20 protein-coding genes are annotated in these 26,740 nt (G+C 64.2%); 7 read left to right on the plus strand and 13 right to left on the minus strand.

Annotated features, from left to right (window positions below; translation table 11 throughout):
* Nucleotides 1-3: 3 nt before the first annotated feature.
* On the minus strand, nt 4-1,398 hold the full coding sequence (gene tssK, locus ABRZ00_RS09655) for a type VI secretion system baseplate subunit TssK (RefSeq protein WP_368642165.1): 1,395 nt from the start codon (nt 1,396-1,398) through the stop codon (nt 4-6).
* Between the two features lie 11 nt (nt 1,399-1,409).
* On the minus strand, nt 1,410-2,117 hold the full coding sequence (locus ABRZ00_RS09660) for a type VI secretion lipoprotein TssJ (RefSeq protein WP_368642164.1): 708 nt from the start codon (nt 2,115-2,117) through the stop codon (nt 1,410-1,412).
* A gap of 172 nt (nt 2,118-2,289) precedes the next feature.
* On the opposite strand from ABRZ00_RS09660, the gene ABRZ00_RS09665 reads away from it, so the two are divergent.
* Nucleotides 2,290-3,000: a hypothetical protein gene (locus tag ABRZ00_RS09665; RefSeq protein WP_368642163.1), complete on the plus strand. Its 711-nt coding sequence runs from the start codon at nt 2,290-2,292 to the stop codon at nt 2,998-3,000.
* Nucleotides 3,001-3,006: 6 nt separating this feature from the next.
* Here ABRZ00_RS09665 and ABRZ00_RS09670 read toward each other — a convergent pair whose 3' ends face one another.
* The 8 genes from ABRZ00_RS09670 to tssF form a co-directional block, all read right to left on the minus strand.
* Complete coding sequence (locus ABRZ00_RS09670) at nt 3,007-3,402, minus strand: DUF4150 domain-containing protein (RefSeq protein ID WP_368642162.1); 396 nt, start codon at nt 3,400-3,402, stop codon at nt 3,007-3,009.
* Nucleotides 3,403-3,419: 17 nt separating this feature from the next.
* A complete protein-coding gene (locus ABRZ00_RS09675) occupies nt 3,420-4,073 on the minus strand; it encodes a DUF3540 domain-containing protein (RefSeq protein ID WP_368642161.1) in 654 nt (217 codons plus the stop codon).
* A 19-nt stretch (nt 4,074-4,092) separates the two neighbouring features.
* Entirely contained in the window at nt 4,093-5,133 is a 1,041-nt protein-coding gene (locus ABRZ00_RS09680; RefSeq protein ID WP_368642160.1) for a pentapeptide repeat-containing protein, read from the minus strand.
* 10 nt (nt 5,134-5,143) lie between these two features.
* Entirely contained in the window at nt 5,144-7,402 is a 2,259-nt protein-coding gene (locus tag ABRZ00_RS09685) for a pentapeptide repeat-containing protein (protein ID WP_368642159.1), read from the minus strand.
* Nucleotides 7,399-8,847, minus strand: coding sequence for a hypothetical protein (locus tag ABRZ00_RS09690; protein WP_368642158.1), 1,449 nt, complete (start codon nt 8,845-8,847; stop codon nt 7,399-7,401). Before ABRZ00_RS09690 ends, ABRZ00_RS09685 begins: the two co-directional genes overlap by 4 nt.
* 25 nt (nt 8,848-8,872) lie before the next feature.
* On the minus strand, nt 8,873-10,507 hold the full coding sequence (locus ABRZ00_RS09695; protein ID WP_368642157.1) for a type VI secretion system Vgr family protein: 1,635 nt from the start codon (nt 10,505-10,507) through the stop codon (nt 8,873-8,875).
* Between the two features lie 79 nt (nt 10,508-10,586).
* On the minus strand, nt 10,587-11,567 hold the full coding sequence (gene tssG, locus ABRZ00_RS09700; RefSeq protein WP_368642156.1) for a type VI secretion system baseplate subunit TssG: 981 nt from the start codon (nt 11,565-11,567) through the stop codon (nt 10,587-10,589).
* The gene (gene tssF / locus ABRZ00_RS09705; RefSeq protein ID WP_368642155.1) at nt 11,531-13,261 is read right to left on the minus strand and encodes a type VI secretion system baseplate subunit TssF; all 1,731 of its coding nucleotides are present in this window, start codon (nt 13,259-13,261) and stop codon (nt 11,531-11,533) included. The genes tssG and tssF overlap by 37 nt, the downstream gene beginning before the upstream one ends.
* 119 nt (nt 13,262-13,380) lie before the next feature.
* Between tssF and tssE the strand changes: the two genes are divergently transcribed.
* Entirely contained in the window at nt 13,381-13,818 is a 438-nt protein-coding gene (gene tssE / locus ABRZ00_RS09710) for a type VI secretion system baseplate subunit TssE (RefSeq protein ID WP_368642154.1), read from the plus strand.
* Between the two features lie 45 nt (nt 13,819-13,863).
* On the opposite strand, the gene ABRZ00_RS09715 is transcribed toward tssE, so the two are convergent.
* Nucleotides 13,864-16,158, minus strand: coding sequence for an NADP-dependent malic enzyme (locus tag ABRZ00_RS09715; RefSeq protein WP_368642153.1), 2,295 nt, complete (start codon nt 16,156-16,158; stop codon nt 13,864-13,866).
* Nucleotides 16,159-16,515: 357 nt separating this feature from the next.
* Between ABRZ00_RS09715 and ABRZ00_RS09720 the strand changes: the two genes are divergently transcribed.
* The 5 genes from ABRZ00_RS09720 (at nt 16,516) to ABRZ00_RS09740 (ending at nt 24,622) form a co-directional block, all read left to right on the plus strand.
* Nucleotides 16,516-19,395 (plus strand): 2-oxoglutarate dehydrogenase E1 component, encoded by a 2,880-nt coding sequence (locus ABRZ00_RS09720; protein WP_368642152.1) that lies wholly within the window; start codon nt 16,516-16,518, stop codon nt 19,393-19,395.
* Nucleotides 19,396-19,435: 40 nt separating this feature from the next.
* Nucleotides 19,436-20,641 (plus strand): 2-oxoglutarate dehydrogenase complex dihydrolipoyllysine-residue succinyltransferase, encoded by a 1,206-nt coding sequence (gene odhB / locus ABRZ00_RS09725; RefSeq protein WP_368642151.1) that lies wholly within the window; start codon nt 19,436-19,438, stop codon nt 20,639-20,641.
* Nucleotides 20,642-20,704: 63 nt separating this feature from the next.
* Nucleotides 20,705-22,132 carry a dihydrolipoyl dehydrogenase gene (lpdA, locus tag ABRZ00_RS09730; protein WP_343838745.1) on the plus strand — a complete coding sequence of 476 codons (1,428 nt, stop codon included), beginning with the start codon at nt 20,705-20,707 and terminating at the stop codon, nt 22,130-22,132.
* 17 nt (nt 22,133-22,149) lie between these two features.
* Nucleotides 22,150-23,241: a cell division protein ZapE gene (gene zapE, locus ABRZ00_RS09735; protein WP_343838747.1), complete on the plus strand. Its 1,092-nt coding sequence runs from the start codon at nt 22,150-22,152 to the stop codon at nt 23,239-23,241.
* A gap of 46 nt (nt 23,242-23,287) precedes the next feature.
* Nucleotides 23,288-24,622 carry a tryptophan--tRNA ligase gene (locus tag ABRZ00_RS09740; RefSeq protein WP_368642150.1) on the plus strand — a complete coding sequence of 445 codons (1,335 nt, stop codon included), beginning with the start codon at nt 23,288-23,290 and terminating at the stop codon, nt 24,620-24,622.
* Between the two features lie 19 nt (nt 24,623-24,641).
* Here ABRZ00_RS09740 and ABRZ00_RS09745 read toward each other — a convergent pair whose 3' ends face one another.
* Both ABRZ00_RS09745 and ABRZ00_RS09750 read right to left on the minus strand, forming a co-directional pair.
* Nucleotides 24,642-25,481 carry an ABC transporter permease gene (locus ABRZ00_RS09745; protein WP_343838752.1) on the minus strand — a complete coding sequence of 280 codons (840 nt, stop codon included), beginning with the start codon at nt 25,479-25,481 and terminating at the stop codon, nt 24,642-24,644.
* 10 nt (nt 25,482-25,491) lie between these two features.
* A complete protein-coding gene (locus tag ABRZ00_RS09750) occupies nt 25,492-26,727 on the minus strand; it encodes an ABC transporter permease (protein ID WP_368642149.1) in 1,236 nt (411 codons plus the stop codon).
* Nucleotides 26,728-26,740 lie beyond the last annotated feature (13 nt).

Consider the following 26,740-nt stretch of genomic DNA (forward strand, 5'->3'; position numbering starts at 1 on the left):
GGCTCAGCCTCGCAGTACGATGATCTGCGCCCGCAGATCGTCCGGGGCGTCAGGCCAGAACAGGCCGATTTCCGCGGCTTGGACGATTTGCTCCCATTCGGCGCTCATTTGCTCGATACGGAAGTAGCGCGCATTGGCCCGCTTGGGCATGCCTTGGGGCGGTGTGTTGATTTCGATGAGATCGGTGCCGGGCAGGGCATGGTCGATGAGCGCAGGCAGGGCATGGGGCGCCGCCAGCCGGGCCAGGCGCAGAAAATCCTGGGTGGTGCCGTCCCATTTTTTGGAAGATTGCAACATCAGATAGAAACGGTTGCGTGCCGCAAAATGATCGCGTGCGATCGTGGCGACGCGATAGCCGTCGACAGGTTCCAGGGTGACGCGGAATTCCGGGCCGGCGGATATGTCGTTGAGCAACCGGCTGATCAACTGGCGTGCCGCCTGGAAGCAAGGATAGGGCTGCAGATGGTCGTAGGCCGGCAGACCTTCGTCGGTGGGCAGATCGCGGCGTCGGCCCAGGGCATCGTATTGCTCGCTGAACGTGCTCAGCTCGCCCACGCAGCAGCGCAGGGCGCCGTAAATCGTCCAGGGGTGGACCTGGGGGGTTTCTGCCAGATGGGTCAGGGTGGGTACCTGACGGTTCAGGGCCTGCAGCGCCTGCATCAGCATGAAGTAACCGGGGTCGAGTTCCTGCTGCTGCAGATCCTGGGAAACCTTGTATTCGGCTAGCTGGCGCATGCGGCCGGAAAGCTCGTCCCGGATGTCGCGCAGCAGGTTGGGCAGGAGGGTAGAGCCCGACAGGCGATAGCAGGGCGGCATCACGGTGGCGCTGAACTGCACCATGTCGTTGACGCGCTGCAACTGGCCGATGGGGATCAGATCGTAGTCATCCAGTGAATCGAGTTCGGTACCGAAAAACACCCGCACGATGTGCATGAGGATGGGGATCTGGGCGACCGGGCCGTCGCCATACAGATCGGGGGTTTCCTGGCCGTCGGCCTGCGAAGCATAGCGGGTGGACGCATTGGTGGCATCCTCGAATGCATCGACGACGGTGACGTTCGGGTGAGCGGTAGTCAGTTTGCGCAAACCCAGGTAGACATCCAGGGGCTGATCGGTGTCGGTCCAGGCCGTGCTGAAGTCCCGCGGCGCGATGAGGGCATTGCCGGGGAATTCGACGTAAGTGTTGGGGCGGAAAATCAGCCGCGCTTCGCGGATGTCGATATGCTGGGCCGCCAGACCGTCCGGGGCGAACTCCAGTTTGCCGACCCCCCAGGCGTGCGGGGCGCCCAGGTCGTAGAGCGGTTTTTGCAAGAACTGCTGATGCAGATCCTGGCGTTGCAAGTGCTGGGGTTGCAGGAATAATCCCTGGTGCCAGTATGTGGACGTGCGGAAGTCCATGTGCAAGATCCTTAGTTTCTCAGCTTTCGGGCGGCGGAGGTCGACGCATGCGCCGCGTCCCTGGCCTGCTGGTCGATATCGACTTCCAGCTTGTCGTTATTCAGCGGAACGGTTTCGATATTGGGTTTGCTGTCGGCATCGAAGGTCAGGCTGCGGGCATTGGTGATGCGCTGCCGACCCAGTTGCAGTTTCAGAGCCAGATGTGCGGGTTGCGCTGTGTACGTGGTGCTGATGATTCCACTGCTGTCCATGTTGAGTGGAATGCGGAAAAGTCGGGCCGCGTTGTCGATTTGAAAATAATAAAAGCCCGCGACCAGACCCACATAGCGGGCCTCCTGGACCCGGTCGAGCGTCAGGATGACGTGTTTGTCGGGGCTGACGACGAAGCGATCCAGTTGCAGCACGTCGGAACCCGCATGGCCGCTGGCCAGGATTTGCTTGAGCTTGTCGGTGTCTTTCAGGAGTGCGGCGAAGGTCTTGGCGTCGGCGACCTGAAATACGCCTAGAACCGCTGTGTGGGGCTGGCTGAAGAATTCGTTGAGATCAGGGCTGCTGTCGAGTTCAATCTGGATGGCATCCCGGGCGTAATCCCACTGGACTTCCGCTTTGGCTTCGGTGGCCGTATTGCCGCCGAGAGCGGAATTCACGCTGGTGCACGCCGCCGTCAGCGACAGCAGGCAGGCCGGCATCCACAGTGAAAACAGGCGCAAAAGGGGCATGCAAAATGAAACCTTGTGCAAAGGTGGGCAAAAAAATACACTGCCCCTGGATGGAGAGACTCTTTTCCAGAACATGGAAGTATATCTTATGTTGATCTCTCGGCTGTGCCGCATGAGGGCCTTCAGGCACGGAAAATCAGGCGCTTGCACGCTGTTGTCCATGTGGTTTCTCATGAGTTGTGCCGGCGGTTCCGCCGTGGCGGGCCCGCGTGTGCACGTACTGACTGTTACGCATGATACCGTGGCCCGGATCAGCCGTCCGCAGGTCTGCTGGGATGTCATCGTCAGCGACCGCGAGCGGGCGCGGCGCCAGTACGAGCAGCAGTCTTGGGTGGTCAAATACTGGAAGCCGGTCCTGGGCGGCATTCTGGGGGGGGCGCTGGGCTATCACTACACGGCTCACTATGGTCCGAACCACCGGAAATGGGTGTATCCCACGGTGGCGGGCGGCATGGCGGTGGGCGCGCTGGCAGGTCCGGGCGCGGTGATGGGCGGCTACGGCTTGGGGACGCTGGCCTATGAATATTTCCCGACCAAGCTGCCGGTGGTGGCCGGCGTCTCCCTGGTGGGCGCCATCCTGGGCAATGTGGTGTTCAACTTCCTGTTTCCGGATGCGGTCTCTTCGAATCTGCTGGCTTCCACAGCCCCCGGCGTTTATTTGCCGGAACAGCATTTCTACATCGAGACCAGTTGCCTGCCCAGAACCCAGGTGCAATACACCGAGAGCGCCTACCGTGTGGCCTACGTCTATCGGGGTGAGCGGCGTACCGCCATGGTGTCGCGTTTTCCCGGCGAGACCATTGAACTGGATGCCGCTGGCTGGCCGGTGCAGGCGCCGCCGTCCCCTGCCTCGCTCGTTCGGATGCGCGAAGTCCCTCAATGAACGTCCCTAGTTGCAGTTGACCTTGACCTGACTGGGCTGCAATAAAGCGCCGATGGCATTGCCTTTGTTGGCCTTGACGCTGTCGCCTTGACGCACGACGGGCTTGCCTTCGAATTTGATCTTGAAGCTGGCGGTGATGAATTCGCACTCGCTCATGATGGTTCCCGAGACTACGCCGCCCATTGTGCCGCCGGTGTCGCCGTTGCTGAGCGGAATTTTGGACGACTTGGTCACTGCGGGCGCTCCGCCCACCAGCACCTTGGTGGTCGGCGGGGTGGCCAGCGTCGTCATGCCGAAGTTCGGATAGGGGGTGGGGATGGGCGGCCCCGGCGGGGCCGGGGTCTTGCAGACGTCCGGGGTGCAGTTGGTCTGACCGGCTTGGATGGTGGCGACAAAGGGCATGGCAGTTCCTGGCGGGATCAACCCAGGTCGATCTTCTGACCGTCGATTTTCACGAAGCCCTCGGCGCGGGCGGTGATGTGGCCGGCCTGGAGCTGATGGTGGTCCTGGACGATGGTGCTGCTGCGGCCCGCACGGGTCTCGTCCAGACCCTGCACGGAGCGGAAACTCTCGATCGAGCGCGACAGCAGCCGGCCCAGCGTGGCGGACAGAGTCTTGGCGCCATATTGGATGGAGACGGCGTGGGCCTGCAGCGTGTCGAACCAGCCTTGCCAGTGGGTGATGGTGGTCTGGGCGTGGACTGCGCGAATATCCATCCGGGTACCCTGCAGATGCAGGGACTCGCGGCCATCCAGTTGCAGGAGCCCGGCCTGCAGGCGCAATTGATCGTCACCCGCCTGCAGGCGGGCGCCCCCCGGCAGCGTCAGGCTGGCCTGCTGCGTTCCCGGGCGGGTCAGGATGGCCAGAATATGGCCCGACGCTTCGCCTGTGGGGCACGCCAACAGCACCAGATCGCCTTCCTGGGGTTCCACCAGGCAACTGAAAGCCGGGCGGGCCGCGGGGCAGTCCGGATGGCTGGTGAGGTAATCGGAGCCGTTCTGGCCGGTGACGTAGGCCTGCAGCAGGCTGGCGTGATCGGGGGCGGGCTGGAACAGGGGCAGGACATTGGGCATGGCGTCGCGTCTCGGGGGGTTACAGGGGAGGGGCCCAGGTTTCGGCGGCAGCGCGGGCGGGATTGGTGCGCGCACTGTCATTGAAAGTGGCGCCGTCCCACAAGGTGCCTTCTTCCTGCAGTTCATGCAGATTGCAGATGTCCAGCGTGGCGCGGCGGGCGCTGGCCTGGTTCAGTACGGCATGGGACAAGTCGCACAGCCGCAGAGAGGCCTGGTCCCAGATGCTGGATGCTGCTTGCAGCTTGAGCATGAGGCAGGTGGAAAAGCGGCTGTTCTGGCAACGGGCGCTGTTCAGGATCGCCGCCGTGAAATCGCAGAGCTCGAACTGGGCCTCGGACAGATCGGCCCCCGTCAGGTCGGCCAGGACGAGGCTGACGTTGGCGAGCCGGGCGCCCTTGAAGCTGGCGCCCGTCAGTTTGGCCTGGGCAAACTGCGTGTCCGTCAGTTGGCCGCCGGAGAAATCCGCCCCCTGCAGGTCGGCCTCGATGAAGAGGGTGAGATCCAGCGTGCAGCCAGGAAAGCGCTGGCCCGTCAGCTTGGTTTTCATGAGCATGGCGCTGGCCATGGGGTTGTCGCGAAACAGGGCGTGGCTCAGGTCTGTGTCCAGTGCCATGAGACGTTTGAGGTTGGCGCCGCCCAGATCGGTATTGTCCAGAGAACATGCCTTCAGCCGTGTCAGGGACAGATCGGCCGCAGTGAGCGTGGCCTCGTTCAGCGAACACTGGTCCAGCAGGCAGGCGGACAGATCCGCCTGGTCGCCCTGGACCCCGTCGAGACTGACCTGCGTCAGGGTGGCCGTGGACAGATTGGCGTTGGCCAGGCAGGCCTGATCCAGCACGCACTCCTTGAACGATGCGCCCAGCAGCAGGCTGCCGTTCAGTTGCGCGCCGGTGAAATTGCAACCTTGGAAATCGGCCTGGGTGAAGTTGGTCTCGGTCAGGTCGGCCTGGCTGAAGTCCACGTGGCGAAACCGGATGCCGGCAAAATCCGTGCCGGCCAGCTTGGCCTGGCGAAGATTGGCGTCTTCGAGGACGCCGTCGATAATTTGCGGAGCGGTCATGGTCGGGGGCTCAGGTGGGGGCGCCGAGGCGCACGGGCAGAATGGTGGCGTCGATCTGGCTGCCTTTCAAGGCGGCGTGCGTCAGTTCGGTGTCGATGAAACTGGCGGCGTACAGATTGGCGTCCTGGATCTGGCAGTGGCGGAGATCGGCATAGTTGAACGAGGCTTCCATCAGATTGCTGCGGTTCAGCACGGCATGGCACAGGCTGGCGCGGTCGAAGCGGGCCTGGCGCAGGTCAGCCTGCGCCAGGCGGGCATGGGTCAGCTGTGTGTCGGAGAAGTCGGCTCCCTGGGCGAGGATGCCGTCCATCTGCACGCCCTCCAGGGCGGCGCCGACCCAACTGGCGCCGTTCAGGACGGCCTGCTGCAGGTTGGCGCCCTGCCACTGGGATCCGGCCGTGCTCTGGCTGTCGCTGAGCGTGCAGCGCTGCAGGCTGGCCTGGCTGAGATCAGCCAGGGTGAAATTGGCACGGCTGCAGTCGGCATCGTCCAACTGGATGCGCGCCAGCCGGGCGCCGGTGAAATTGGCCTGCTGAAGTCGGGACCGCGACAGATTGCAGCCTTCCAGGTTGGCGTGCGAGAAATTGGCGTCGTCCGCCTGGATTTGCGGTGCCTGCACCTGCTGTAGCCAAGCCTGGGTCAGGGTGGTGCGGTTCAGGCTGACGCCGGTCAGGTCGGCGCCGGCAAAATTGGCGCCATAGCAGTTGCTGTCATCCAGTATGGCGCCTTTCAGAGTGGCACCTGTCAGTGTCGCCCGGTCCAGGGTGGCCTGGATGATCTGGCTGCCGGCCAGATTGGCCGCATCCAGCCGGGCGCCCTGCAGGATGGCCTGGTTGAGCATCGCGCCCGGCAATTGGGCGCCGGCCAGATTGGCCCCGGCCAGCACGGCGCCGGTAAAGTCCATGCCGGCCAGATCCAGACCCGCCAAATTGGCCTGGCTCAGATCCATGCCGGCGCAGGACTGACCCTGCGCCTGGCGTCGCTGGACGGCCAGGCGATGGCGTGTCGCCAGGGCCTGATCCTGCAGCATCAGATCCTGGCGGGGAGGGGACGGAGGCGCCTCGGGGGCCTGGGAGGCCGTGACCATCGGCTGGGGCTGGACGGATTCCAGCGTGGGGCTGGGGGCGGCCTGGGGCGCGTCTATGCTTTCGATCTCGCGCAGCAAGGACTCGATCTCGGTAAAAAAACCGCTGAGCGTGCCGCTGCGTTGTGCGATGGCCTGTGCGAACTGGCGGGTCTGGGGCGTGGCCAGCATCTGCTGCATCAGGGTTTCGTCATCCGTGCCATGCTGCTTCAGCATGTCTTTGAATAGCGTTTTCTGTTCGGTGATTTTTTCCAGAAGCTCGGGGCCGGACAGTTGTGCGTACTCTTGCTGCCGCTGCGCGAACAACGCCTGTTGCTGTGTCGCCAGATTCGGTGCCGCCAGTGCCAGGTATTGCTGGAGATAGTGCTCCGGTGATTGCTCTGGGCTGGCCGGATCCTCGAAGGTTCCCAGAAAGGCGTTCAGATCTCGGCCGTCCGGTGTATGGACAGGCACCAGGCTGCGGTAGATCATCAGGCCGAGCTGCGCCTCGGGCAGCAGCCAGAGCGTGTCGGCATGCACCTGAAGTTCGACAAAATCAGGGGGGCCGTCGGGCGGTGTCTGGTGGACGAAGAAACGTGGGCGTTGTGCGGGTGCGCGGCCATGCAGGTCCGGGTACTGCGGGTGCATATTGCGCACCAGGATGGTTTCACCGCCCTGCCAATAGCCGTCGTCCAGCCGCTGATCCGGCGGCGCCAGTTGGAAGAAGGCGGGGTCGGTATCGACGGGATGGTGCGGCCAGCGTTTGGCCAGCCAGGCATCATCGTGCCGGCCCTGATGCTGTTGGCGTTCGGGGTCGTCGGGCGCCAATGGCGCAAAGCCCTGGACCACAGGCTGATCCTGCGCAATGGCCAACTGTTTGTCCAGCGGCCCGGCCGTGATGCGGGCGGACACTGGCCATTCGGTGTAGCCGGCCGGCGGGTGGCACTGGCCGAACGCCAGCCATTCGCCGCGGACCTTGGGCCAGCCTTCATCGATTTCCCCGTTTTTTCCAAGGACCTGACCGACCGCGTCCCAGAGATTTCCCTCTGGGACGCCAGCGGCCTCTGGGCCTGACGGGTGCAGGGCAAAGGGCTGGATCACACCCAGTGCCATGGCGTAGCGGTCGTCGCCCAGTTTCAGACTGCGTTGCAGAAGTTCGATGCGGGGCGGCAAAAAAACCTGGAGGGATGGGAGCCTTGGGTTCATTTGGTGGGGGTGTCGTCTGTCACTGAATCGGTCAGTGCCCGTGTCTGGAGCAGCGTTTGCGCATACAGTGCGCTTGCATTGGCTGCGACGGCCAGGCGGGCGATCTTGGCCGTGATCTTGGCCTGGCTGGCTGCTTGAGCGGCAATCTCTTGCGTGATCTGGGCTTTGAGTGCCGCCAGATCGGGGCCTGTGGGCAAGGGTCCGCCCGGCGCCAGAATGGTCAGCGCCCCGCCGATAGAGATGCCGGTGCTGTCAAGTGTCAGGGTGGTGGATGGGCCGAATTTGAGCTGGACGTGATCGGCTGTTGCGCCCACGGTGTTGCCACCCTGCCCGAGCGAGGCTGCGTCCGCCGTCAATCGCATGAAGGACGCCGTGGCGATTGCACTGACGCCGCCTGGCGTCGCGCTGACGACGTTGTTGGGATCGGCGGTCAGGGCGACCCCGTTCGAGTCCGCCGTCAGTTTTGTAGTGGAGTTGACTCCTTGCGCGTCCGTGACCTGAAGCAGATGGCTGGGCGCCGCCTGCTGATTTTCACCGCTCATGGTGGCTAGCCAGTTGCTGCCCCAGGACTGGATGTCTCCAGTCGCATTGAGCCGGACCCGCGCGCCGGGGATCAGTGCGGCATCGGGCGCCTGTGCCGGGTTGAAATCGGTAATGGTGGTGAGGGCCTGGTTTTTTTCATAGCCGCGTTGTGTGGCGGTGGCTGAAATTTCGAGGGCGGTGGTACTGACCGAGAGCCCCGCTGTTCCGCTGTTGGCGGGTGTGGGGCTGCGGACGCCGAGAAATGCGGTGGATAGTTTGTCCAGGGACAGGACGGCAGGAGGGTTGTCGGATTGCTGGTTGCCGGAAACCTTGGAAATGATGGTGCCGACGATCAGGCTGATTGCACTGAGGATGTTCATGCCCCCGTTGATCAGGGAGAACACATGGCCTGGAATCGGATTCTCCAGCATCAGCGTATTCGTGGGCTCGTCGGGCGGCGTGGCCGCGTCGGCTTCTTTGACTCTTTCCTCGACCTTGGTTTTGTCCATGGCGATGGCAGTGGTCGTCGCCGCCAGCAAGGCAACGACCTGTGCGCTGAGGAGCACCTTCAGGATGGTTCGGAGCGTCGCGATTTTTGTCGCGTTGGGGATGTCGTTTCCTGCGGACAGGACGTTGTTGTTCAAGCCGTGACTAGAGGCATCCTGGGCCTCCGCGATCGCGTGGCTTTTCTTGAATTCGACGCTGGTAGACAGATTGGCCGACATCTGGCCGCCGAGGAACACGTCGGTTTTCATCGCGATCGTCAGATCGGTGAAAAGACCGATCGTGACGCTGTTCTTGACGCCGTACGTCAGATCGAAACTGGAAGCCGATGTGATGGTGCAGGCGCCGCTGCCGTACCAGGCGAAGTATTTGCCCTGGGTGTACTGGACCAGCCCGTTTTTGTCGCTGTCATCTGCCATGATTTTTTCGGAAGAAGAGAATGGGTTAGAGCGTGTTCAGGGCGGCTGTGGGGTCAACCGGCGGAGAGGGCGACTGGGATTCCGACTGGGCTTGCGGGATCGTGCCGATGTAGACCATGGTGTGCTTGACGGGCGAATACATCCCGAAGGATTCCTGGCCGGGTTTGTCGGACATATTCAGGTAGTTGCCGCTGACCGAACGGATCGCGTTGCTGGTCTGATTGACCCGGCTCACGATGCTCGGGTGTTCGGAATTGGGCACGGCGGCAAGAATGATGGGCTGATCCGGATCCCCCTGGTTAAAGGCCAGCAGCACCTCGGAGCCGCGCCGCAGTGGAAAGTGCATACCCTCGCTGCTGCCGGCATAGGGTGAAGCCATGCGCAGCCATGAAGAGCCCTTGTTCAGAGGTTTGTCGGACAGATCATAGGGTAGCTGGACCTTGTATTGCCCGAACTCGTTGATTTCGGCCAGCTTGCCGCTGCCCTCGGCATCGACCCAGGCGCTGAGGACGCCGCTGATGACTGGCCGGGGCGTTATTCGGGCCGACCGGTATTGCAGGGCCGCCGGGATGGCCTGGAACTCCGCTGTATAGATGGAGCCTTGTTCGTTGCGGTTGTAGGCGGTGTTCTTTCCTGCAAGCACCACGCCGGCCTGGGAGCCTCGATGCTGCACGCCGGTGATCAGGTAACGGGCGTTGCAGCTTTCCCGGAAATGATGGGTGACTTCCAGAAAGTAACCGCTGCGCAGGCCTGTCGCCGGGGTGCTGCCATGATAGACGCTGCCTTGAGCATCGATGGCCTGGGCGCAGATGTCTGCGAGCTGGCGGGCATGTTCCGGCGTACGCAAGTTTTGCCCGTAGAGCATGTATGTTCCCTGGGTGCCCTGCGGGATGCGGCTCTGATGCCGGACGTCGTCGGCCAGGCTGGCTTTGCGGTAATTGAAGTCCTGCACCAGCGTGGCGCCCGGCAGATGTGTCTTGCGGCAGGTAAAGGCGGTGACGCAACTGTCCTGGCGGTCAGTCTGAACATTTTCGGGCGGGGTGTAGCGCAGTGTGGTGACGGTTGCCGGCTGCGCTTCTTGGTGATCGAGGATCGTCAGCACTTCGCCCGAGGGGCTGCTGTCGTGATCAAAGTAATAGTACAGGCCCTCCTGCTCCATCCAGCGCGAGAGGAAATTGAGGTCGCTTTCCTGGAACTGGCAGATGAAACTGCGTTCGCGGTAGGCCTGCGGGTTCTTGAGCAGCATACGCACATCGGGCCCGCGCAGGTTGTTGCGCTGCAGGATTTTCGGGATCAGTTGCGGCAGGGTCTGTTCGTCCAGATAGACTTCGTTGATTTGGTTGAGGCCGGCCTTCCAGAGCCGGGGCACCAGGGTTGCTTGATAGAAATAGTACTGATCGACGCAACCCAGTTGTTCGATGCTGGCCAGCATGCCGTGGTAGGGCGCTGTCCGGGTCGCGTCCCGGGATCGGATGGTGAGGGTGGCCGAGGCCTGCAGGGCGGCATCCAGGTCGATGTCGCGCTGGTCGCAGACCAGAGTCAGTTGAAACTCGAAGAGCTGGGAGATGCCTTCGTGGCCTTCCAGCCGGATGACCTGGAATGAGGCGGAAGACGGGGAGAGCTCGAAGGTGAAGATCAGTTCTTTGTCGGCGATGGCCATGGTGATCCTTCGTGAGACTGGCTTTGGGCAGCAGAAAAGGCCTGCGCGGCTGCCGCCCCGGTGATCTTCGCGTCATGGTTCATAGCGTGAAGGTCAGCGACTGGTAGGCGTGCGCGTCACGAGCCGGCAACCAACTGTTTTTGCCCAGCGCCCCCCAGGCTTGTGTGCCCAGATGCAGCGGGCCCACCACGCCGGGCGCCGGTTGCAGCACCAGACGGATGTGCAAAGGGGTAATGAGGTAGTAACGAACCAGGAACTTTAGTTCCTCGAAAGCTTCGCCGCCCGGGAGCAGGCGTGCAAACAAGGCTTCGTCGACCCGGCGGATGTGCACAGTCAGGTTGCTGGTGCGGCAGCGGATTTCGCTGCCCAGGTGGGCGTCTTCGCCCAGGGCGCAGTTCTGCCGGCCCAGGGCCAGTCGCTGCGGACGTGGAATGGGCTGTTTCCGGATGTCTTGCTGGATGACTTCGACGTCCGTGTCCGGATACAGGGCGGCGATGATGGTCTGCAGGCCCATGGCGGAGCGCGGGTATTGGCTGAACAGGCCGGCGAAGCGCAGCAGGTGCGAGACTCCGGGGCGGTCCAGGTAGCGCAGGGGGCGGCAGATGCCTACGAAGGTGTGGAAGATCTCCAGCAGCCGGTTATCGCCGAACTCCTTGATGCGGATGTGGGCGCGGGATTTCAGCCAGGCCCGGAAGAACAGCGGGTACAGCGTCTGGCTGATGATGTCGAGGAAGTCCCGATTGCTGTGGCGGCCATCGTGGCGCTCGTCGAGCAGGTCTTCGGTGTAGAAGTTCGGCAGCGGGGATGTGACCCCGTACAGGCCCAGAAAATTGGCGGTCAGGCGGTACTGTCCTGGGGCGAGTTCCTCAATGCCGCTGAGGTCCATGCCGGGAAAGTCCAGGCTGAGATGGGGCCGGGCGCGGATGTCGGGCGTGCTGTCCGGGGCCGGGCGCGGCAGCAGCCGCAGCAACCGGTAGGCCTGCGAAAATGCGAACCGCTCGCCCTGCGAGAGCAGCCGTGTCTTTAAAGAACTGTCTTGAGTCCCATGCGCATCGGCCATGTGAATCGGGTTCCTGTGTTTTTGTCGTGGATTTCGAAACGGGTGTAGGTGTTGATGCTGATGTAGCTGGCGAGGAATCGGTCCAGCACGCAGCCCCAGAGATAGAGGGTGCCCGTTCCCGGCCAGTTTTTCTCATCGCAACTGAGCACGATGTGCTGGCCCTGCAACAGGCTGCCGCGTACCAGGCGGGACTCGGGCGTGATGGTGATGTCCTGCAGGCCCTCGATCTGGCGTTCATTGGCGCTGCGCACGCTGTTGTCGTGGGAGCAGGTGGAGTTGTACAGGTGCAGGATGGCGCGCAAGTTGTCGATGCTGGCCAGCGACAGCAGGTTCAGCGTGGTATGGCTGATCACGTCCCACAACAGCTTTTCGCCGTGCGGCGGATCGATGGCCGCCGTGATGGGCGTGATGTTCCGGAAGGTGAAACGTTCGGGCGAGGAGCTGGTGGGGCGGGAAATATCGCCCAGTTTCAGCCGCTCGGGCAGCGTCCGATTGGTGCAGGTCAGGGTGAGGGAGAGCGTTTCGTTGGCCGGCACGTTCTGTTGATCGTAGACCACGGACAGGTAGGTGTCGATGGTGTTGCCCACGATGGCTGGCCGGATCGAGGTGCGATAGCTGGCCTGGGCCGACTGGCGAGCGTGGGACAGCAAAGAGAACGGAACGTAAGATCGGGGCGGCGCGCCGCCTTGCTGGTAACCGCTCACCGAGTCGATGGAGTAGATCTGGTGATAGGCGCGCTGCGTGCCGTGGGGCAGGATCGGATATTCGGACAGCTCGTGATCGAGCTTGATGGGCTCGGCTTCGGCGGAGAATAGATTGACCACCGGCGTGACGTGCAGGGCAAAATTGCGGGTGCTGAGGGATGGCAGATCCTGGCTGTGTCTGGACAGGAAGAACTCGATCCGGAAGCGGCTGCCCTGAAGAATGCCATTTCCCTTGTGCAGGCCGTTCAGTTCGATGAACAGGAATTTCTGCGGCATGAACAGCAGTTCCTGCATCCAGCTGAAGGCGGGAAATGCATTGTCGGGATAGGGCAGCAGGGGTTCGTCGAAGCCGGGAGCGCCGAGTTTCGGGGAGAGCGGTACGGTGCGGCCCGACTGGTCGCGCAGACGCAGGGCCTGGACCTGGCTGTTGAGCAGCATGAAAAGATTAGCCGCATCGACGGGGTCGCCCGTCAGGAACAGCCGCAGGCGATCCGGCAGGGCGGGCGCGTCCGAGGCGCCGGGCGCGTGGAACTGCAGTTGCAGGACGTGATTGCCGTCCTGGGTTTTTTCCACGCTCGCGGCTTCCAGCGTGAGGGGCGAGATGTGCAGCCTGGCCGTGGTGCGAAAGAGGCAGGAAATACCTTCCAGTGGCGTGGCGGCGATCTCGGTGCCGGCCTCGATCACGGCCGTTTCATTGAGCGCAGCCTTGGGCGCAAAGGCCACCATGGAGGTGGCGGGCAGCGGCCTCAGGAACTGAGGCACCAGGACGCTGGCCAGTTCCTGGACGATTTCGGGGAACTCGTCGTCCAGTTTCTGCCGCGTCAGGCCGTTCAGGAAGGCTACGCCTTCCAGGAGACGCTCGACATCCGGGTCGGTGGAGACCGATCCCAGCATCGGAGCGACAGCGGGGTTGGCCTGGGCGAATTCCAGCGAGTGGGTGCGCAGGTGGGCGAGTTCGGTAGCGTAGAACCGGTTGAAGCGGGTGGCCATGGGCAAGATCAGAGGCAATCGAGCCATCGATGGTGCAGGATGCCACGGATGGGTGTCAAGAGAGTAGTATGCGGGTTTGCGCCCCATTCAGGGCGGCGCTGACGCGAGGATAGCCCGGCATGAGCCAGATTCGCCTGTTGGAACGCCTGACCCATTTTGAAGACCCCGGCTTGTCCGAGGGTGCGCCGCCGGATCGTCAACTGGCGGATTCCATTGCGCGGCATCTGACGCGGCTGCTCAATACCCGAGCAGGGTCGGTGCCCATCGATGCCCAGTATGGCTTGGCCGATATGAGCAATATCGCGGGATCTTTCGCCGTCGGGACATCCGAGGCCTTGTCCGAAGCCATTCTGCGCCAGATCAGCCTGTACGAGCCGAGATTGCGGCAATGCCGGATTTCGGTTTCGTCCGAGCATCGGGACGTGATCGCCTTGCGTTTCGAGTTAAGCGGCCTGTTGGCGGCCAGCCGCGCAGATGCGCCGGATCTGCCTTTTTCGATCAGTGTGCGGATCAATTCGGCCGGCAGGATATTCATCGACCGGCTGGCGCGGCATTGAAGGTCGCGCCAGCCGGTCGGCCATGGTGGGATCCCGCGAGCGGGGTCACACCGCTTCGCCCGCCTCCTGCTGCGCATCCACGACGGCCAGGGCCGTCATGTTGACGATGCGCCGCACGGTGGAGCTGGTGGTCAGGATGTGCACCGGGCGCGCGGCGCCCAGCAGCACCGGGCCCATGGCCACGCCGTGGCTGCCGGTCATCTTCAGCATGTTGTAGGTGATGTTGCCGGCATCCAGGTTGGGCATGATGAGCAGGTTGGCCGGCCCCTTGAGCGTCGTATCGGGGTAGGCCTTGATGCGGATGGCCTCGGACAGGGCGGAATCCGCATGCATTTCGCCATCGACGTCCAGCTCGGGCGCGCGTTCTGCGATCAGGCGCCGGGCTTCGGCCATCTTGCGCGAGGACGCCGTCGGGCGGCTGCCGAAGTTGGAATGCGAGAGCAGGGCGATCTTGGGCACGATGCCGAAGCGGCGGACTTCCTCGGCGGCCAGGATCGTCATGTCGGCGATCTGCTCGGCGGTGGGATCTTCGTTGACGTGCGTGTCGCAGATGAACAAGGTCTGGGTCGGCAGCATCAGCACGTTCATGGCCGCATAGGTGCGGGCCGTGGGCTTGAGCCCGATGATTTCCTCGACGTACTTCAACTGGTTGTCGAAGCGGCTGGCCACCCCGCAGATCATGGCGTCGGCATCGCCGCGCTGCAGCAGCATCACCCCGATCAGGGAGTTGTGCTTGCGCACCATGGCCTTGGCAATGTCGGGCGTGACGCCCTCGCGGCCGCGCTGCTTGTAGTAGGCGCTCCAGGTTTCGTTGAAACGCGCATCGTCTTCGGGATCGACGATCTCGATGTTCTGGCCGGGCTGCAGGCGCAGGCCGAATTTCTGGATGCGCATGTTGATCACGGAGGGGCGGCCGACCAGGATCGGGAAGGCGATCTTCTCGTCCAGGGCCGTCTGGGCGGCGCGCAGGACGCGCTCGTCCTCGCCGTCGGCGTAGATCACGCGCTTGGGCGCGGATTTGGCCTGGCGAAACAGCGGGCGCATCAGTTGGCCGGAGTGGTAGACGATGCTCATCAGGGACTGGCGATAGGCATCCATGTCCTCGATGGGGCGGCGGGCCACGCCCGAATCCGCCGCCGCCTGGGCGACGGCCGGGGCGATCTGGATGATCAGGCGCGGGTCGAAGGGCTTGGGGATGATGTATTCCGGTCCGAAGGACAAGTCTTGGTCGGCGTAGGCGCCGGCCACCTCGGCGCTGCTCTCGGCCTGGGCCAGATCGGCGATGGCCTTGACGCAGGCAAGCTTCATCTCTTCGTTGATGACGGTCGCGCCGCAGTCCATGGCGCCCCGGAAGATGAAGGGAAAGCACAGCACATTGTTGACCTGGTTCGGGTAGTCCGAACGGCCGGTGGCGATGATGCAGTCGGGCCGGGCGGCCTTGGCGTCTTCCGGGCGGATCTCGGGGTCGGGGTTCGCCAGGGCCAGGATCAGCGGGTGTTCGGCCATGGAGCGCACCATGTCCTGGGTCAGCACGCCGGGGGCCGAGCAGCCCAGGAACACGTCAGCGCCCTTGCAAACGTCGGCCAGGGTGCGGGCCTCGGTCTTCTGGGCGTAGCGGGCCTTGTTGGGCTCCATGTGCTCGTCGCGGCCCTGCCAGATCACGCCGCGCGAATCGACGACGGTGATGTTCCGCTGGGAAACACCGAGCTTGACCATCAGGTCCAGGCAGGCGATGGCGGCGGCGCCCGCGCCCGAGCACACCAGCTTGACCTGGCCGATGTCCTTGCCCACGACCTTCAGCCCGTTCAGGAGGGCGGCCGAGGAGATGATGGCGGTGCCGTGCTGGTCGTCGTGGAAGACGGGGATTTTCATGCGCTCGCGCAGCTTCTTTTCAATATAGAAGCACTCCGGCGCCTTGATGTCTTCGAGGTTGATGCCGCCCAGCGTCGGTTCCAGCGCGGCGATGATGTCCACCAACTTGTCGGGGTCGTGCTCGTTGAGCTCGATGTCGAAGACGTCGATGCCGGCGAATTTCTTGAACAGGCAGCCCTTGCCCTCCATCACGGGCTTGGCCGCCAGCGGTCCGATGTTGCCCAGGCCGAGCACGGCGGTGCCGTTGGTGACCACGCCCACCAGGTTGGCGCGCGAGGTGTACTGGGCCGCGGCGGCCTCGCCCTCGGCGTGGATGGCCATGCTGGCGGTCGCCACGCCCGGGGAGTAGGCCAGAGACAGGTCATCCTGGTTGGCCAGGGGTTTGGTGGGCACGACGGAAATTTTCCCCGGGGTGGGGAACGCGTGATAATCGAGCGCCATCTTGGCGCGGTCGTCTTTCAGGTCCATGGATGCCTGTGCTCCTGCGAGGTTTTATGTCGTGGGTATCGGTGAGGGAATGATTTTTGCTGTTCGTCTTTTGTTCGCCGGGCCGTTTCGGGTTTTGCGTGGCGCGAGGCGGGTTTCGCCCGAGTGTTTGTTAATCCCAACGCCAAACCGGCGAAAAGCGGCCTGGAATGGGCGTTTTCGGCCGATCAGTTTAAACCCATGCCGCCGGACGGGTATACTTTGACCTTAATACGGCTTATGCAAGGCGTCGTACCGCTGCCTTCTGCCCCTGCTATCCGCCCATCGGTCTGGCCGAGTCGCGGAAGGTTTCTCAATCTGCATCGTTTCGGGTGAAGCACCCGTCAGGTGAAGCGCACAATGTCCACGGAACAAGAACTCCAGTCCAATTCTTATTTATTCGGCGCCAACGCGCCCTACGTAGAAGAACTCTACGAAACCTACCTGGACAACCCAGGTGCCATCCCGGATCAGTGGCGCACCTATTTCGATCAGTTGCAGCATCAACCCGCCGCGGATGGCCGCGAGGCCACCCGGGACCAGGCTCACGCCCCGATTGTCGCCTCCTTCGCCCAGCGCGCCCGCGAAAACACCTTCCAGGTCCGTCCCGCGCAGGCTTCCGACCAGGCCCTGGCCATCGCCAGCAAGCAGGTCTACGTCCAGTCCATCATCGCCGCGTATCGCTCGCTGGGTTCACGCATCGCCCAGCTTGATCCGCTGAAGCGCCGCGACCGTCCGGAAATCCCGGAACTGGATCCCGCTTTCTACGGCCTCACCGAGGCTGACCTCGATCAGATCTATTCGGCCACGAATACGTATTTCACCAAGGCCGATACGATGACCATGCGGGACATCCTCAAGGCCCTGCGGGACACGTACTGCCGCAATGTCGGCGCCGAATTCATGCATATTTCAGATCCGGCGGTGAAACGCTGGATCCAGGAGCGCCTGGAATCCACGCTGGGCGTGCCCGAGCTGTCCGTCGATGAAAAGCGCCACATCCTGCGCCAGGTGACCGAGGCCGAAGGCCTGGAGCGCTTCCTGCACACCAAGTACGTCGGCCAGAAGCGCTTCTCCCTGGAAGGCGGCGAGAGCTTCATCGCCTCCATGGACGAGGTCGTGAACCACGCCGGCGATAACGGCGTCCAGGAGATCGTCGTGGGCATGGCCCACCGCGGCCGCCTGAACATGCTGGTCAATATCATGGGCAAGATGCCCGGCGACCTGTTTGCCGAATTCGAAGGCAAGCACAGCCAGGCGCTCAGCGACGGCGACGTCAAATACCACAACGGCTTTTCCAGCGATCTGTCCACACGGGGCGGCCCGGTCCACTTGTCCCTGGCCTTCAACCCCTCGCACCTGGAAATCGTCAACCCGGTGGTCGAGGGCAGTGTGCGCGCCCGCCAGGACCGCCGCGGCGACGAAGACGGCGATCAGGTCCTGCCGGTGCTGGTGCACGGCGACGCGGCCTTCGCCGGCCAGGGCGTGGTGATGGAAACCCTGAACTTGGCCCAGACGCGCGGCTACGGCACGGGCGGCACGCTGCATATCGTCATCAACAACCAGATCGGCTTCACGACCTCCGATCCGCGCGATACGCGTTCCACGCTGTACTGCACGGACGTGGTCAAAATGATCGAAGCCCCGGTCTTCCACGTCAACGGCGACGATCCCGAGGCCGTGGTCTTCGCTACCCGCCTGGCCCTCGACTACCGTCAGCAGTTCAAGCACGACGTCGTCATCGACATCGTCTGCTTCCGCAAGCTGGGCCACAACGAGCAAGATACGCCGTCCCTGACCCAGCCGTTGATGTACAAAAGCATCGGCAAACACCCCGGCACGCGCAAGCTCTACGCCGACCGCCTGGTGGCCCAGGGCATTCTCGCCGCCGACGAACCCGACCAGATGGTCAAGGACTACCGCCAGTTGATGGAAGACGGCCAGCGCACGGTCGAACCCGTGCTGACCGACTACAAGAACAAGTACTCGACCGACTGGTCGCCGTTCCTGGGCGCCAAATGGACGGATCACGCCGATACCGGCGTTCCTCTGGCCGAGCTGACCCGCATCGGCGAAAAGCTCACCCAGGTGCCCGAGGGGTTCACCGTGCACCCCCTGGTCAAGAAACTGCTGGGCGACCGCCTGGCCATGGCGCGCGGCGAGCATCCCATCGACTGGGGCATGGGCGAACACCTGGCCTTCGCCACGCTGGTGGCCAATGGTTACGCCATCCGCATCACCGGCCAGGACTCCGGCCGCGGCACCTTCACCCACCGCCATGCCGTGCTGCATGATCAAAAGCGCGAGCGCTGGGACGACGGCAGCTACGTGCCCCTGCAGAATGTGGCCGAGGGCCAGGCGCCATTCACGGTGATCGACTCCGTGTTGTCCGAAGCGGCCGTGCTGGGCTTCGAATATGGCTATGCCACCGCCGAGCCCAACGTGCTGACCATCTGGGAAGCCCAGTTCGGTGACTTCGCCAACGGCGCCCAGGTCGTGATCGACCAGTTCATCTCGTCGGGCGAGGCCAAGTGGGGCCGTCAGTGCGGCCTGACCCTGATGCTGCCGCATGGCTACGAAGGCCAGGGGCCCGAGCACTCCTCGGCCCGCATCGAGCGTTTCCTGCAACTGTGCGCGGACAACAACATGCAGGTCGTGCAGCCGACCAACGGCGCGCAGATCTTCCATGTGCTGCGCCGCCAGATGATCCGGCCCTTCCGCAAGCCGCTGGTCATCTTCACGCCCAAGTCGCTGTTGCGCAACAAGGCCGCCACCTCGCCCCTCGAAGACCTGGCCACGGGCACCTTCCAGCCGGTGATCGGAGAAGCCGATGCGAACATCGCGCCGGCCGACGTCAAGCGCGTGCTGGTGTGCTCCGGCAAGGTCTACTACGACCTGGTGCACGCCCGCGCCGAGCAGGAACGCAAGGACGTCGCCATCCTGCGCATCGAGCAGCTCTATCCCTTCGCCCACAAATCCTTCCAGGCCGAATTGCAGAAATACCCCAACGCCAAGGAACTGGTCTGGGTGCAGGACGAGCCGCAGAACCAGGGGCCGTGGTTCTACGTGCAGCATCACCTGTACGAGAACATGAGCGACGGGCAGAAACTCGGCTACGCCGGCCGCCCGGCCTCGGCCTCGCCCGCCGTCGGCTACCTGGCCAAGCACCAGGAGCAGCAGCGCGCCTTGCTTGAGCAGGCTTTCGCCGCCAAGCTCAAGAGCTTCTCGCTGATCAAATAATCCGACCCCTTTCCAATACAGACAACACGGAAAAAATATCATGGCCATTACCGAAGTTCTCGTTCCGCAACTCTCCGAATCGGTGTCGGAAGCCACCTTGCTCAACTGGAAGAAGCAGCCCGGCGAAGCCGTGGAGGCCGACGAGATCCTGATCGAAGTCGAAACCGACAAGGTCGTGCTGGAAGTCCCGGCGCCGGCCTCGGGCGTGCTCTCGGAGATCGTCAAGGGCGACGGCAGCACCGTCACCTCGGGCGAAGTCCTGGCCCGCATCGACACCGCCGCCAAGGCCGCCGCCGCCGCCGCCGCGCCCAAGGCCGAGGCTGAAGCCGCGCCGGCTCCGGCGGCCGCTCCGTCCGCTCCGGCCGCCAAGTCCTCGGTGGCTTCCCCCGCCGCCGGCAAGATCCTGTCCGAGAAGGGCATCGATCCCGCCACGGTCGAGGGTACGGGCCGCGGCGGCCGCGTGACCAAGGGCGACGCCCTGGGCGCCGCGCAAACCACGGCGGCGCCCGCAGCGGCGTCCGCTCCGGTGCCGGTCAGCCTGGACGGCCGCCCGGAACAGCGCGTGCCCATGAGCCGCCTGCGCGCCCGCGTGGCCGAACGCCTGATCCAGTCGCAATCCGAAAACGCCATCCTGACGACCTTCAACGAGGTCAACATGCAGGCCATCATGGACCTGCGCAAGAAATACAAGGATTCCTTCGAAAAAGAGCACGGCGTCAAACTCGGCTTTACCTCTTTCTTCGTCAAGGCGGCCGTGACCGCGCTCAAGCGCTACCCGATCGTCAACGCGTCGGTGGACGGCAAGGACATCGTCTACCATGGCTACTTCGACATCGGCGTGGCGGTCGGCAGTCCGCGCGGCCTGGTGGTGCCCGTCCTGCGCAACGCCGATCAACTGTCGCTGGCCGACATCGAAAAGCAGATCGCCGACTTCGGCCGCCGCGCCCAGGACGGCAAGCTCACGCTCGACGAGCTGACCGGCGGAACCTTTTCCATTTCCAACGGCGGCGTGTTCGGTTCCATGCTGTCCACCCCGATCATCAACCCGCCTCAGTCGGCCATCCTCGGCATCCATGCCACCAAGGAGCGTCCGGTCGTGGAAAACGGTCAGATCGTCATCCGCCCGATGAACTATCTGGCCCTGTCCTACGATCACCGCATCATCGACGGCCGCGAAGCCGTCCTGGCCCTGGTCGCCATGAAAGAGGCCCTGGAAGATCCGCAACGCATGCTGCTGGGCGTCTGATCGGCAATCTGATGTAAAGTGACAAGACGCACCCTTCGGGGTGCGTCGTTTTGAGAGAAGAACATGGCAAAACAATTTGATGTGATCGTGATCGGCGCCGGCCCCGGCGGCTATATCGCCGCCATCCGCGCCGCCCAGTTGGGCCTGGCCGTGGCCTGCGTGGACGCCTGGACGAACGCGGCCGGCAAGCCGGCGCCCGGCGGCACCTGCACCAACGTGGGCTGCATCCCGTCCAAGGCCTTGCTGCAGTCTTCCGAGCACTACGAGCAGCTCAATCATCATTTCGCCGAGCACGGCATCACCGCCAAAGGCGTCAGCCTGGATCTGGCCACGCTGATCGGCCGCAAAGACACGGTGGTCAAGCAGAACAACGAAGGCATCCTGTATCTGTTCAAGAAGAACAAGGTGTCCTTCTTCCACGGCACGGGCTCGCTGGCCGCCAAGACCGACTTCGGCTGGTCCGTCAAGGTCGCCGGCAAGACCGAGGAAGACCTCGAAGGCCGCCACGTGATCATCGCCACGGGTTCCAGCCCTCGCGAACTGCCGGGGCTGCCCTTCGACGAGGAACTGGTCCTGTCCAACGATGGCGCCTTGCGCATCCCCGCCGTGCCCAAGAAGCTGGGCATCGTCGGCGCCGGCGTCATCGGCCTGGAAATGGGCAGCGTCTGGCGCCGCCTGGGCGCCGAGGTCACCGTCCTGGAAGCCATGCCCGATTTCCTCGGCGCGGTGGACCGCGACGTGGCCAAAGAAGCCCAGAAGGCTTTGGTCAAGCAAGGCCTGGACATCCAGACCGGCGTGCGCATCGGCGAGGTCAAGACCTCCGCCAAGGGCGTGAACGTGCAGTACACGGACGCCTCCGGCGCCGAGCAGAAACTGGCGGTGAACCATCTGATCGTCTCCATCGGCCGCGTGCCCAACACGCAGGGCCTGGGTGCCGACGTGGTGGGTCTCAAGCTCGATGAGCGCGGTTTCGTGGCCGTCGACGAGGATTGCCGCAGCAACCTGGCCAACGTCTGGGCGGTGGGCGATGTGGTGCGCGGCCCGATGCTGGCGCACAAGGCCGAAGAGGAAGGCGTGGCGGTGGCCGAGCGCATCGCCGGCCAGCATGGGCACGTCAATTTCGACACGATCCCCTGGGTCATCTACACCTCTCCCGAAGTCGCCTGGGTGGGCAAGACCGAGCAGGCGCTCAAGGCCGAGGGCCGCGACTACAAGGCGGGCAGCTTCCCCTTCATGGCCAACGGCCGCGCCCGCGCACTGGGCGACACCACCGGTTTCGTCAAGATCCTGGCCGATGCCAAGACCGACGAAGTGCTGGGGGTGCACATCGTCGGCCCGATGGCCTCCGAACTGATCGCCGAAGCCGTGACCATCATGGAATTCCGCGGCGCCGCCGAGGACATCGCGCGCATCTGCCATGCGCATCCGACCCTGTCCGAAGCCGTCAAGGAAGCCGCCCTGGCCGTCGACAAGCGCACGCTGAACCTGTAAGCCGCTGACTTCTACCCATGGATGTCAGCGCGTATTACGCGCAGGCCCTGCGCGAGCGGGGCTTTGTCGCCGACGAAGCCCAGCGCGCAGCGGTCGAGCGCCTGCAGCATTACTATGATGACTGGATCGAGTTCAAGCGCCAGCGCTCGAATGGCCTGAAAAAGCTGTTTCTGCGCCCGGCCGTGCCGCGCGGGGTCTACCTGTGGGGCGGCGTCGGGCGCGGCAAGAGCTTCCTGATGGATGCGTTCTACCTGACCGTTCCCGTCAAGCGCAAGGTGCGCCTGCATTTCCACGAGTTCATGCGCGGAGTGCACCGCGAGATCCGCGCCGTCAGCGGGGAATCCGATCCGCTGGACCACGTGGCGCGCAAGATCGCCGCGCGCTACCGCCTGATCTGCTTCGACGAGTTCCACGTCTCCGACGTGGCCGACGCCATGATCCTGTACCGGCTGCTGCTTGGCTTGTTCGAGCACGGCACGTCTTTCGTCATGACCTCGAACTACGAGCCGTCCACCCTGTACCCGGACGGCCTGCACCGCGACCGCATTTTGCCGGCCATCGCCCTGATCCAGGAAAAGATGGACGTGCTGAATGTCGATGCCGGGGTGGACTACCGGCGCCGCACCCTGGCGCAACTGCGCACCTATATCACGCCCATCGTGGCCGCGACCCACGACGAACTGCGTTCGGCCTTCGACCGCCTGGCCGATACCGCCGAGCAGAAACCCGTCTTGACCATCGCGGACCGCGAGATCCGGGCGGTGGCGCTGGCGGGCAGCGTGGTCTGGTTCGATTTCCAGGCCCTGTGCGGCACGCCGCGCTCGCAGAACGACTACCTGGACCTGGCCGACCGCTTCCAGACCGTGATCGTATCGGACGTGCCGCGCATGAGCCCGCGCCAGGCCTCCGAAGCGCGCCGTTTCACCTGGCTGGTGGACGTGCTGTACGACCACAAGGTCAAGCTGATCCTGTCGGCCCAGTGCCCGGCCGATGAGCTTTATACTCAAGGCCCGATGTCCAACGAGTTCTTCCGCACCGTGTCGCGCCTGATGGAAATGCAGTCGCGCGAATACCTGGCCGAAACGCGTCGGGCCTCGGTCGTCCTGTAGAGACGGATACCCCCGGCCGTCCGCATATTCTCCGCCTGGAAATCCCATGAGCACACCCGTCACCCGCGTCCTGACCGGCATCACCACGTCGGGCACTCCCCACCTGGGCAATTACGCCGGCGCCATCCGCCCGGCGATCCAGGCCAGCACCCAGCCGGGGGTGGACGCTTTCTTCTTCCTGGCCGATTACCACGCGCTCATCAAATGCGACGATCCCGAGCGCATCGCGCGATCGCGGCTGGAGATCGCCGCGACCTGGATCGCAGCCGGCCTGGACACGGACCGAACGACCTTTTACCGCCAGTCGGACGTTCCTGAGATTCCAGAGCTGTGCTGGATGCTGAACTGCGTCACGGCCAAGGGGCTGATGAACCGCGCGCATGCCTACAAGGCTTCCGTGGACGCCAATGTCGCCAAAAGCGTGGAGCCGGACGACGGCGTCACCATGGGGCTGTTTTCGTATCCGGTGCTGATGGCCGCCGATATCCTGATGTTCAACGCGCATCGCGTGCCGGTGGGGCGCGACCAGATCCAGCATCTGGAGATGGCGCGCGACATCGCTCAGCGCTTCAATCACCTGTACGGCCGGGGCGAAGACCTCTTCGTGCTGCCGGAAGTTCAGATCGACGAGGACGTCGCCACGCTGCCGGGCCTGGACGGGCGCAAGATGTCCAAGAGCTACGACAACACCATCCCCCTGTTCGAGGGCGGACTGAAAGCGCTGAAGGCCGCAGTGGCGCGGATCGTCACGGATTCGCGCCTGCCCGGCGAACCCAAGGACGCCGAAGGCGCGCATCTGTACACCTTGTACCGGGCCTTCGCCACATCCGGGCAGGCGGCCGATTTCCGCGCCGCGCTGGAGGGGGGGCTGGGCTGGGGCGAGGCCAAGCAGGCGCTGTGCGAGCGGATCGAGGCCCAGATCGGCCCGATGCGCGAACGCTATGCGGACCTGATGGCCCATCCGGAACGCATCGAGGACATCCTGCGGGCGGGCGCGGCCAAGGCGCGGCGCACTGCGACGCCCTTGATGGCCCGCCTGCGCGAAGCCGTGGGCCTGCGCGGGGCCGCCGGGACGGGCCGCGTCCCGCGCGCGGCGGGTGCGACGCGCGCCGGCCGCGCGCGGATCGTATCCTTCAGGGACGAGGACGGCCGGTTCCGCCAGCGCCTGTTCGGCGCCGACGGGGCCGAACTGCTGCTGTCCGAGCCCTTTGGCGATCCGAAGACCCTGAACAGCCTGGGCCGCTCTTTCGCCGGGCGGGATCTGTCGGGCCTGGCGCCGGGCGCCGACGGCCACGTCGACCTGGAAGCCGATGGCTTGCGCTGGGCGCGCGTGCCGGCCGACCGCCTGGCGGCGGTGCAGGAGGCGCTGGCGCAGGTCTGAAGAGGCGCGGCCCGGACGCTCAGTCGTCCAGCCGCACCATCTTGGCTTCCGTGCGGCCCCGCAGCCATTCCAGGGCCAGCAGCAGCGCCGTCGAGAACAGGATCAGGATGGTCGCCACGGCGGCGATCACCGGGCTGATGTTCTCGCGGATGCCTGTGAACATCTGGCGCGGCAGCGTGACCTGCTCGGGTCCCGCCAGAAACAATGTAATCACGATTTCGTCGAACGCGGTGGCGAAGGCGAACAGGGCGCCCGCGATGACGCCGGGCGCGATGATGGGCAGCGTCACCCGGAAAAATGTCTGGATGGGGCCGGCGCCCAAACTGTAGCTGGCGCGCAGCAGATTGGGATCGAAGCCCTGCAGCGTGGCCGATACGGTCGTGACCACGAAGGGCGCGCCGATGGCGGCCAGCGCCAGAATCAGGCCGCCGTAGCTGTTGACCAGTCCGTAGGGGGCGAAGAAGAGGTAGATGCCCAGGCCGGTGACTACCAGCGGCACGATCATCGGCGAGATCAGCACGGCCATCAGCAACCCCTTGCCCCGGAACTGCACCCGGTGCAGGCCCGCTGCGGCCAGCGTGCCCAGGACGGTGGCCAGCAGGGTGGCGGCGGGGGCCACGATGAAGCTGTTGGCGGCCGCCCGGCCCCAGTCGTCCGACGTGAACAGGGCTTCGTACCAGCGCAGCGAGAACGACTTGATCGGATAGAGCAGCATCGAACTCTGGTTGAACGACAGCGGGATGATGACCAGGATCGGCAGCAGCAGGAACACCAGGGTCAGTACGCACAGGATGCGCAACGCGTAGTGCCAGGTGCGCTCGGTCAGCGACAGGTAGGGCGGAAATTCGGTCTTGAACATCTGTTCGTCCTCAGTTCAGGGCCAGTTCCTTGCCGGAGATCCGGCGGTACAAGGCGTAGAGCAGCAAGGTGGCCGCCAGCAGGATCAGGCCCAATGCGCTGGCCATGCCCCAGTTGATGGTCTGGTTGGTGAAATAAGCCACGTAGTAGCTGATCATCTGGTCGCCCGCGCCGCCCAGCAAGGCCGGCGTGATGTAGTAGCCGATGGCGATGATGAACACCAGCAGCGAACCGGCGGCAATGCCGGGGTAGGTCTGCGGCACATAGACGCGCCAGAAGGCGGCGAAAGGATGGCTGCCCAGGGAAATGGCGGCGCGCTGATAGCTGGGCGGCACGGACTGCATGACGCTGTACAGGGGCAGCACCATGAAGGGCAGCAGGATGTGGACCATGGCGATATAGACGCCCAGGCGGTTGAACAGCAGGGGCAGGGGCTCGGCGATCAGGCCCAGGTCACCCAGGGTGCTGTTGATCAGGCCTTCGCGCTGCAGCAGCACGACCCAGGCGGCGATCCGCACCAGCACCGAGGTCCAGAAAGGGATCAGGATGCAGATCAGGACCAGGTTGGCGCGCCGCTTGGGCAGGCGCGTGATCCAGTAGGCGAGGGGGTAGCCCAGCGCAAGAGTGATCAGCGTGACCACCAGGCTGATGACGAAAGTGCGTGAAAAGATGGCCTGAAAGGCCGACGTGTTGGGGGGCACCGCCACGATGCTGCCGTTGGCGTCGAGCTTCAGGTCCAGCGAGGCCAGCAAATAATAGGGCGTCCAGGTCCGGTCGTTACTGGCGATCACCTCCCAGTAGGCGGGGTCGGCCCAGCGCTTGTCCAGCTTGATCAACTGGTCGCGGGCGTCGGCGTCACCGGCGACTTCGAGGGGCATGCGCCGCAGGGTCTTGAAGATCAGCGAGCGGTAGCCGGAGATTTCATAGTTGAGCCTGCGGGCGAGTTCGCCGGAGTCTGGGGTGTTCTTGGCGTCCGTCAGGTCTTGGACCAGCGCCTGGAAGGCGGCGCCGGGCACCTCTGAATGACCGTCCCAGCCGGCCAGCACCTGCAATGTGCGGGGCAGGGTATCGGTGACTTCGGGGTTGTCGGCCGCCCGGGTCAGCAGGGAGGCGATCGGAATGACGAAGATCGCCAGCAAAAACAGGGCAAGCGGCCCGACCAGCAGGAGGGCGCGCCAGGTCCGTCGCCGTTGCGCGGCTTGCATCGCGCGCCGGATGGCGCCGGGGTCGTCGAAGGTCGTATCCATGGCGGGATTCCTC

Origin of the sequence: Castellaniella ginsengisoli, assembly GCF_040955415.1 — a bacterium.
Lineage (GTDB): Bacteria > Pseudomonadota > Gammaproteobacteria > Burkholderiales > Burkholderiaceae_B > Castellaniella > Castellaniella ginsengisoli.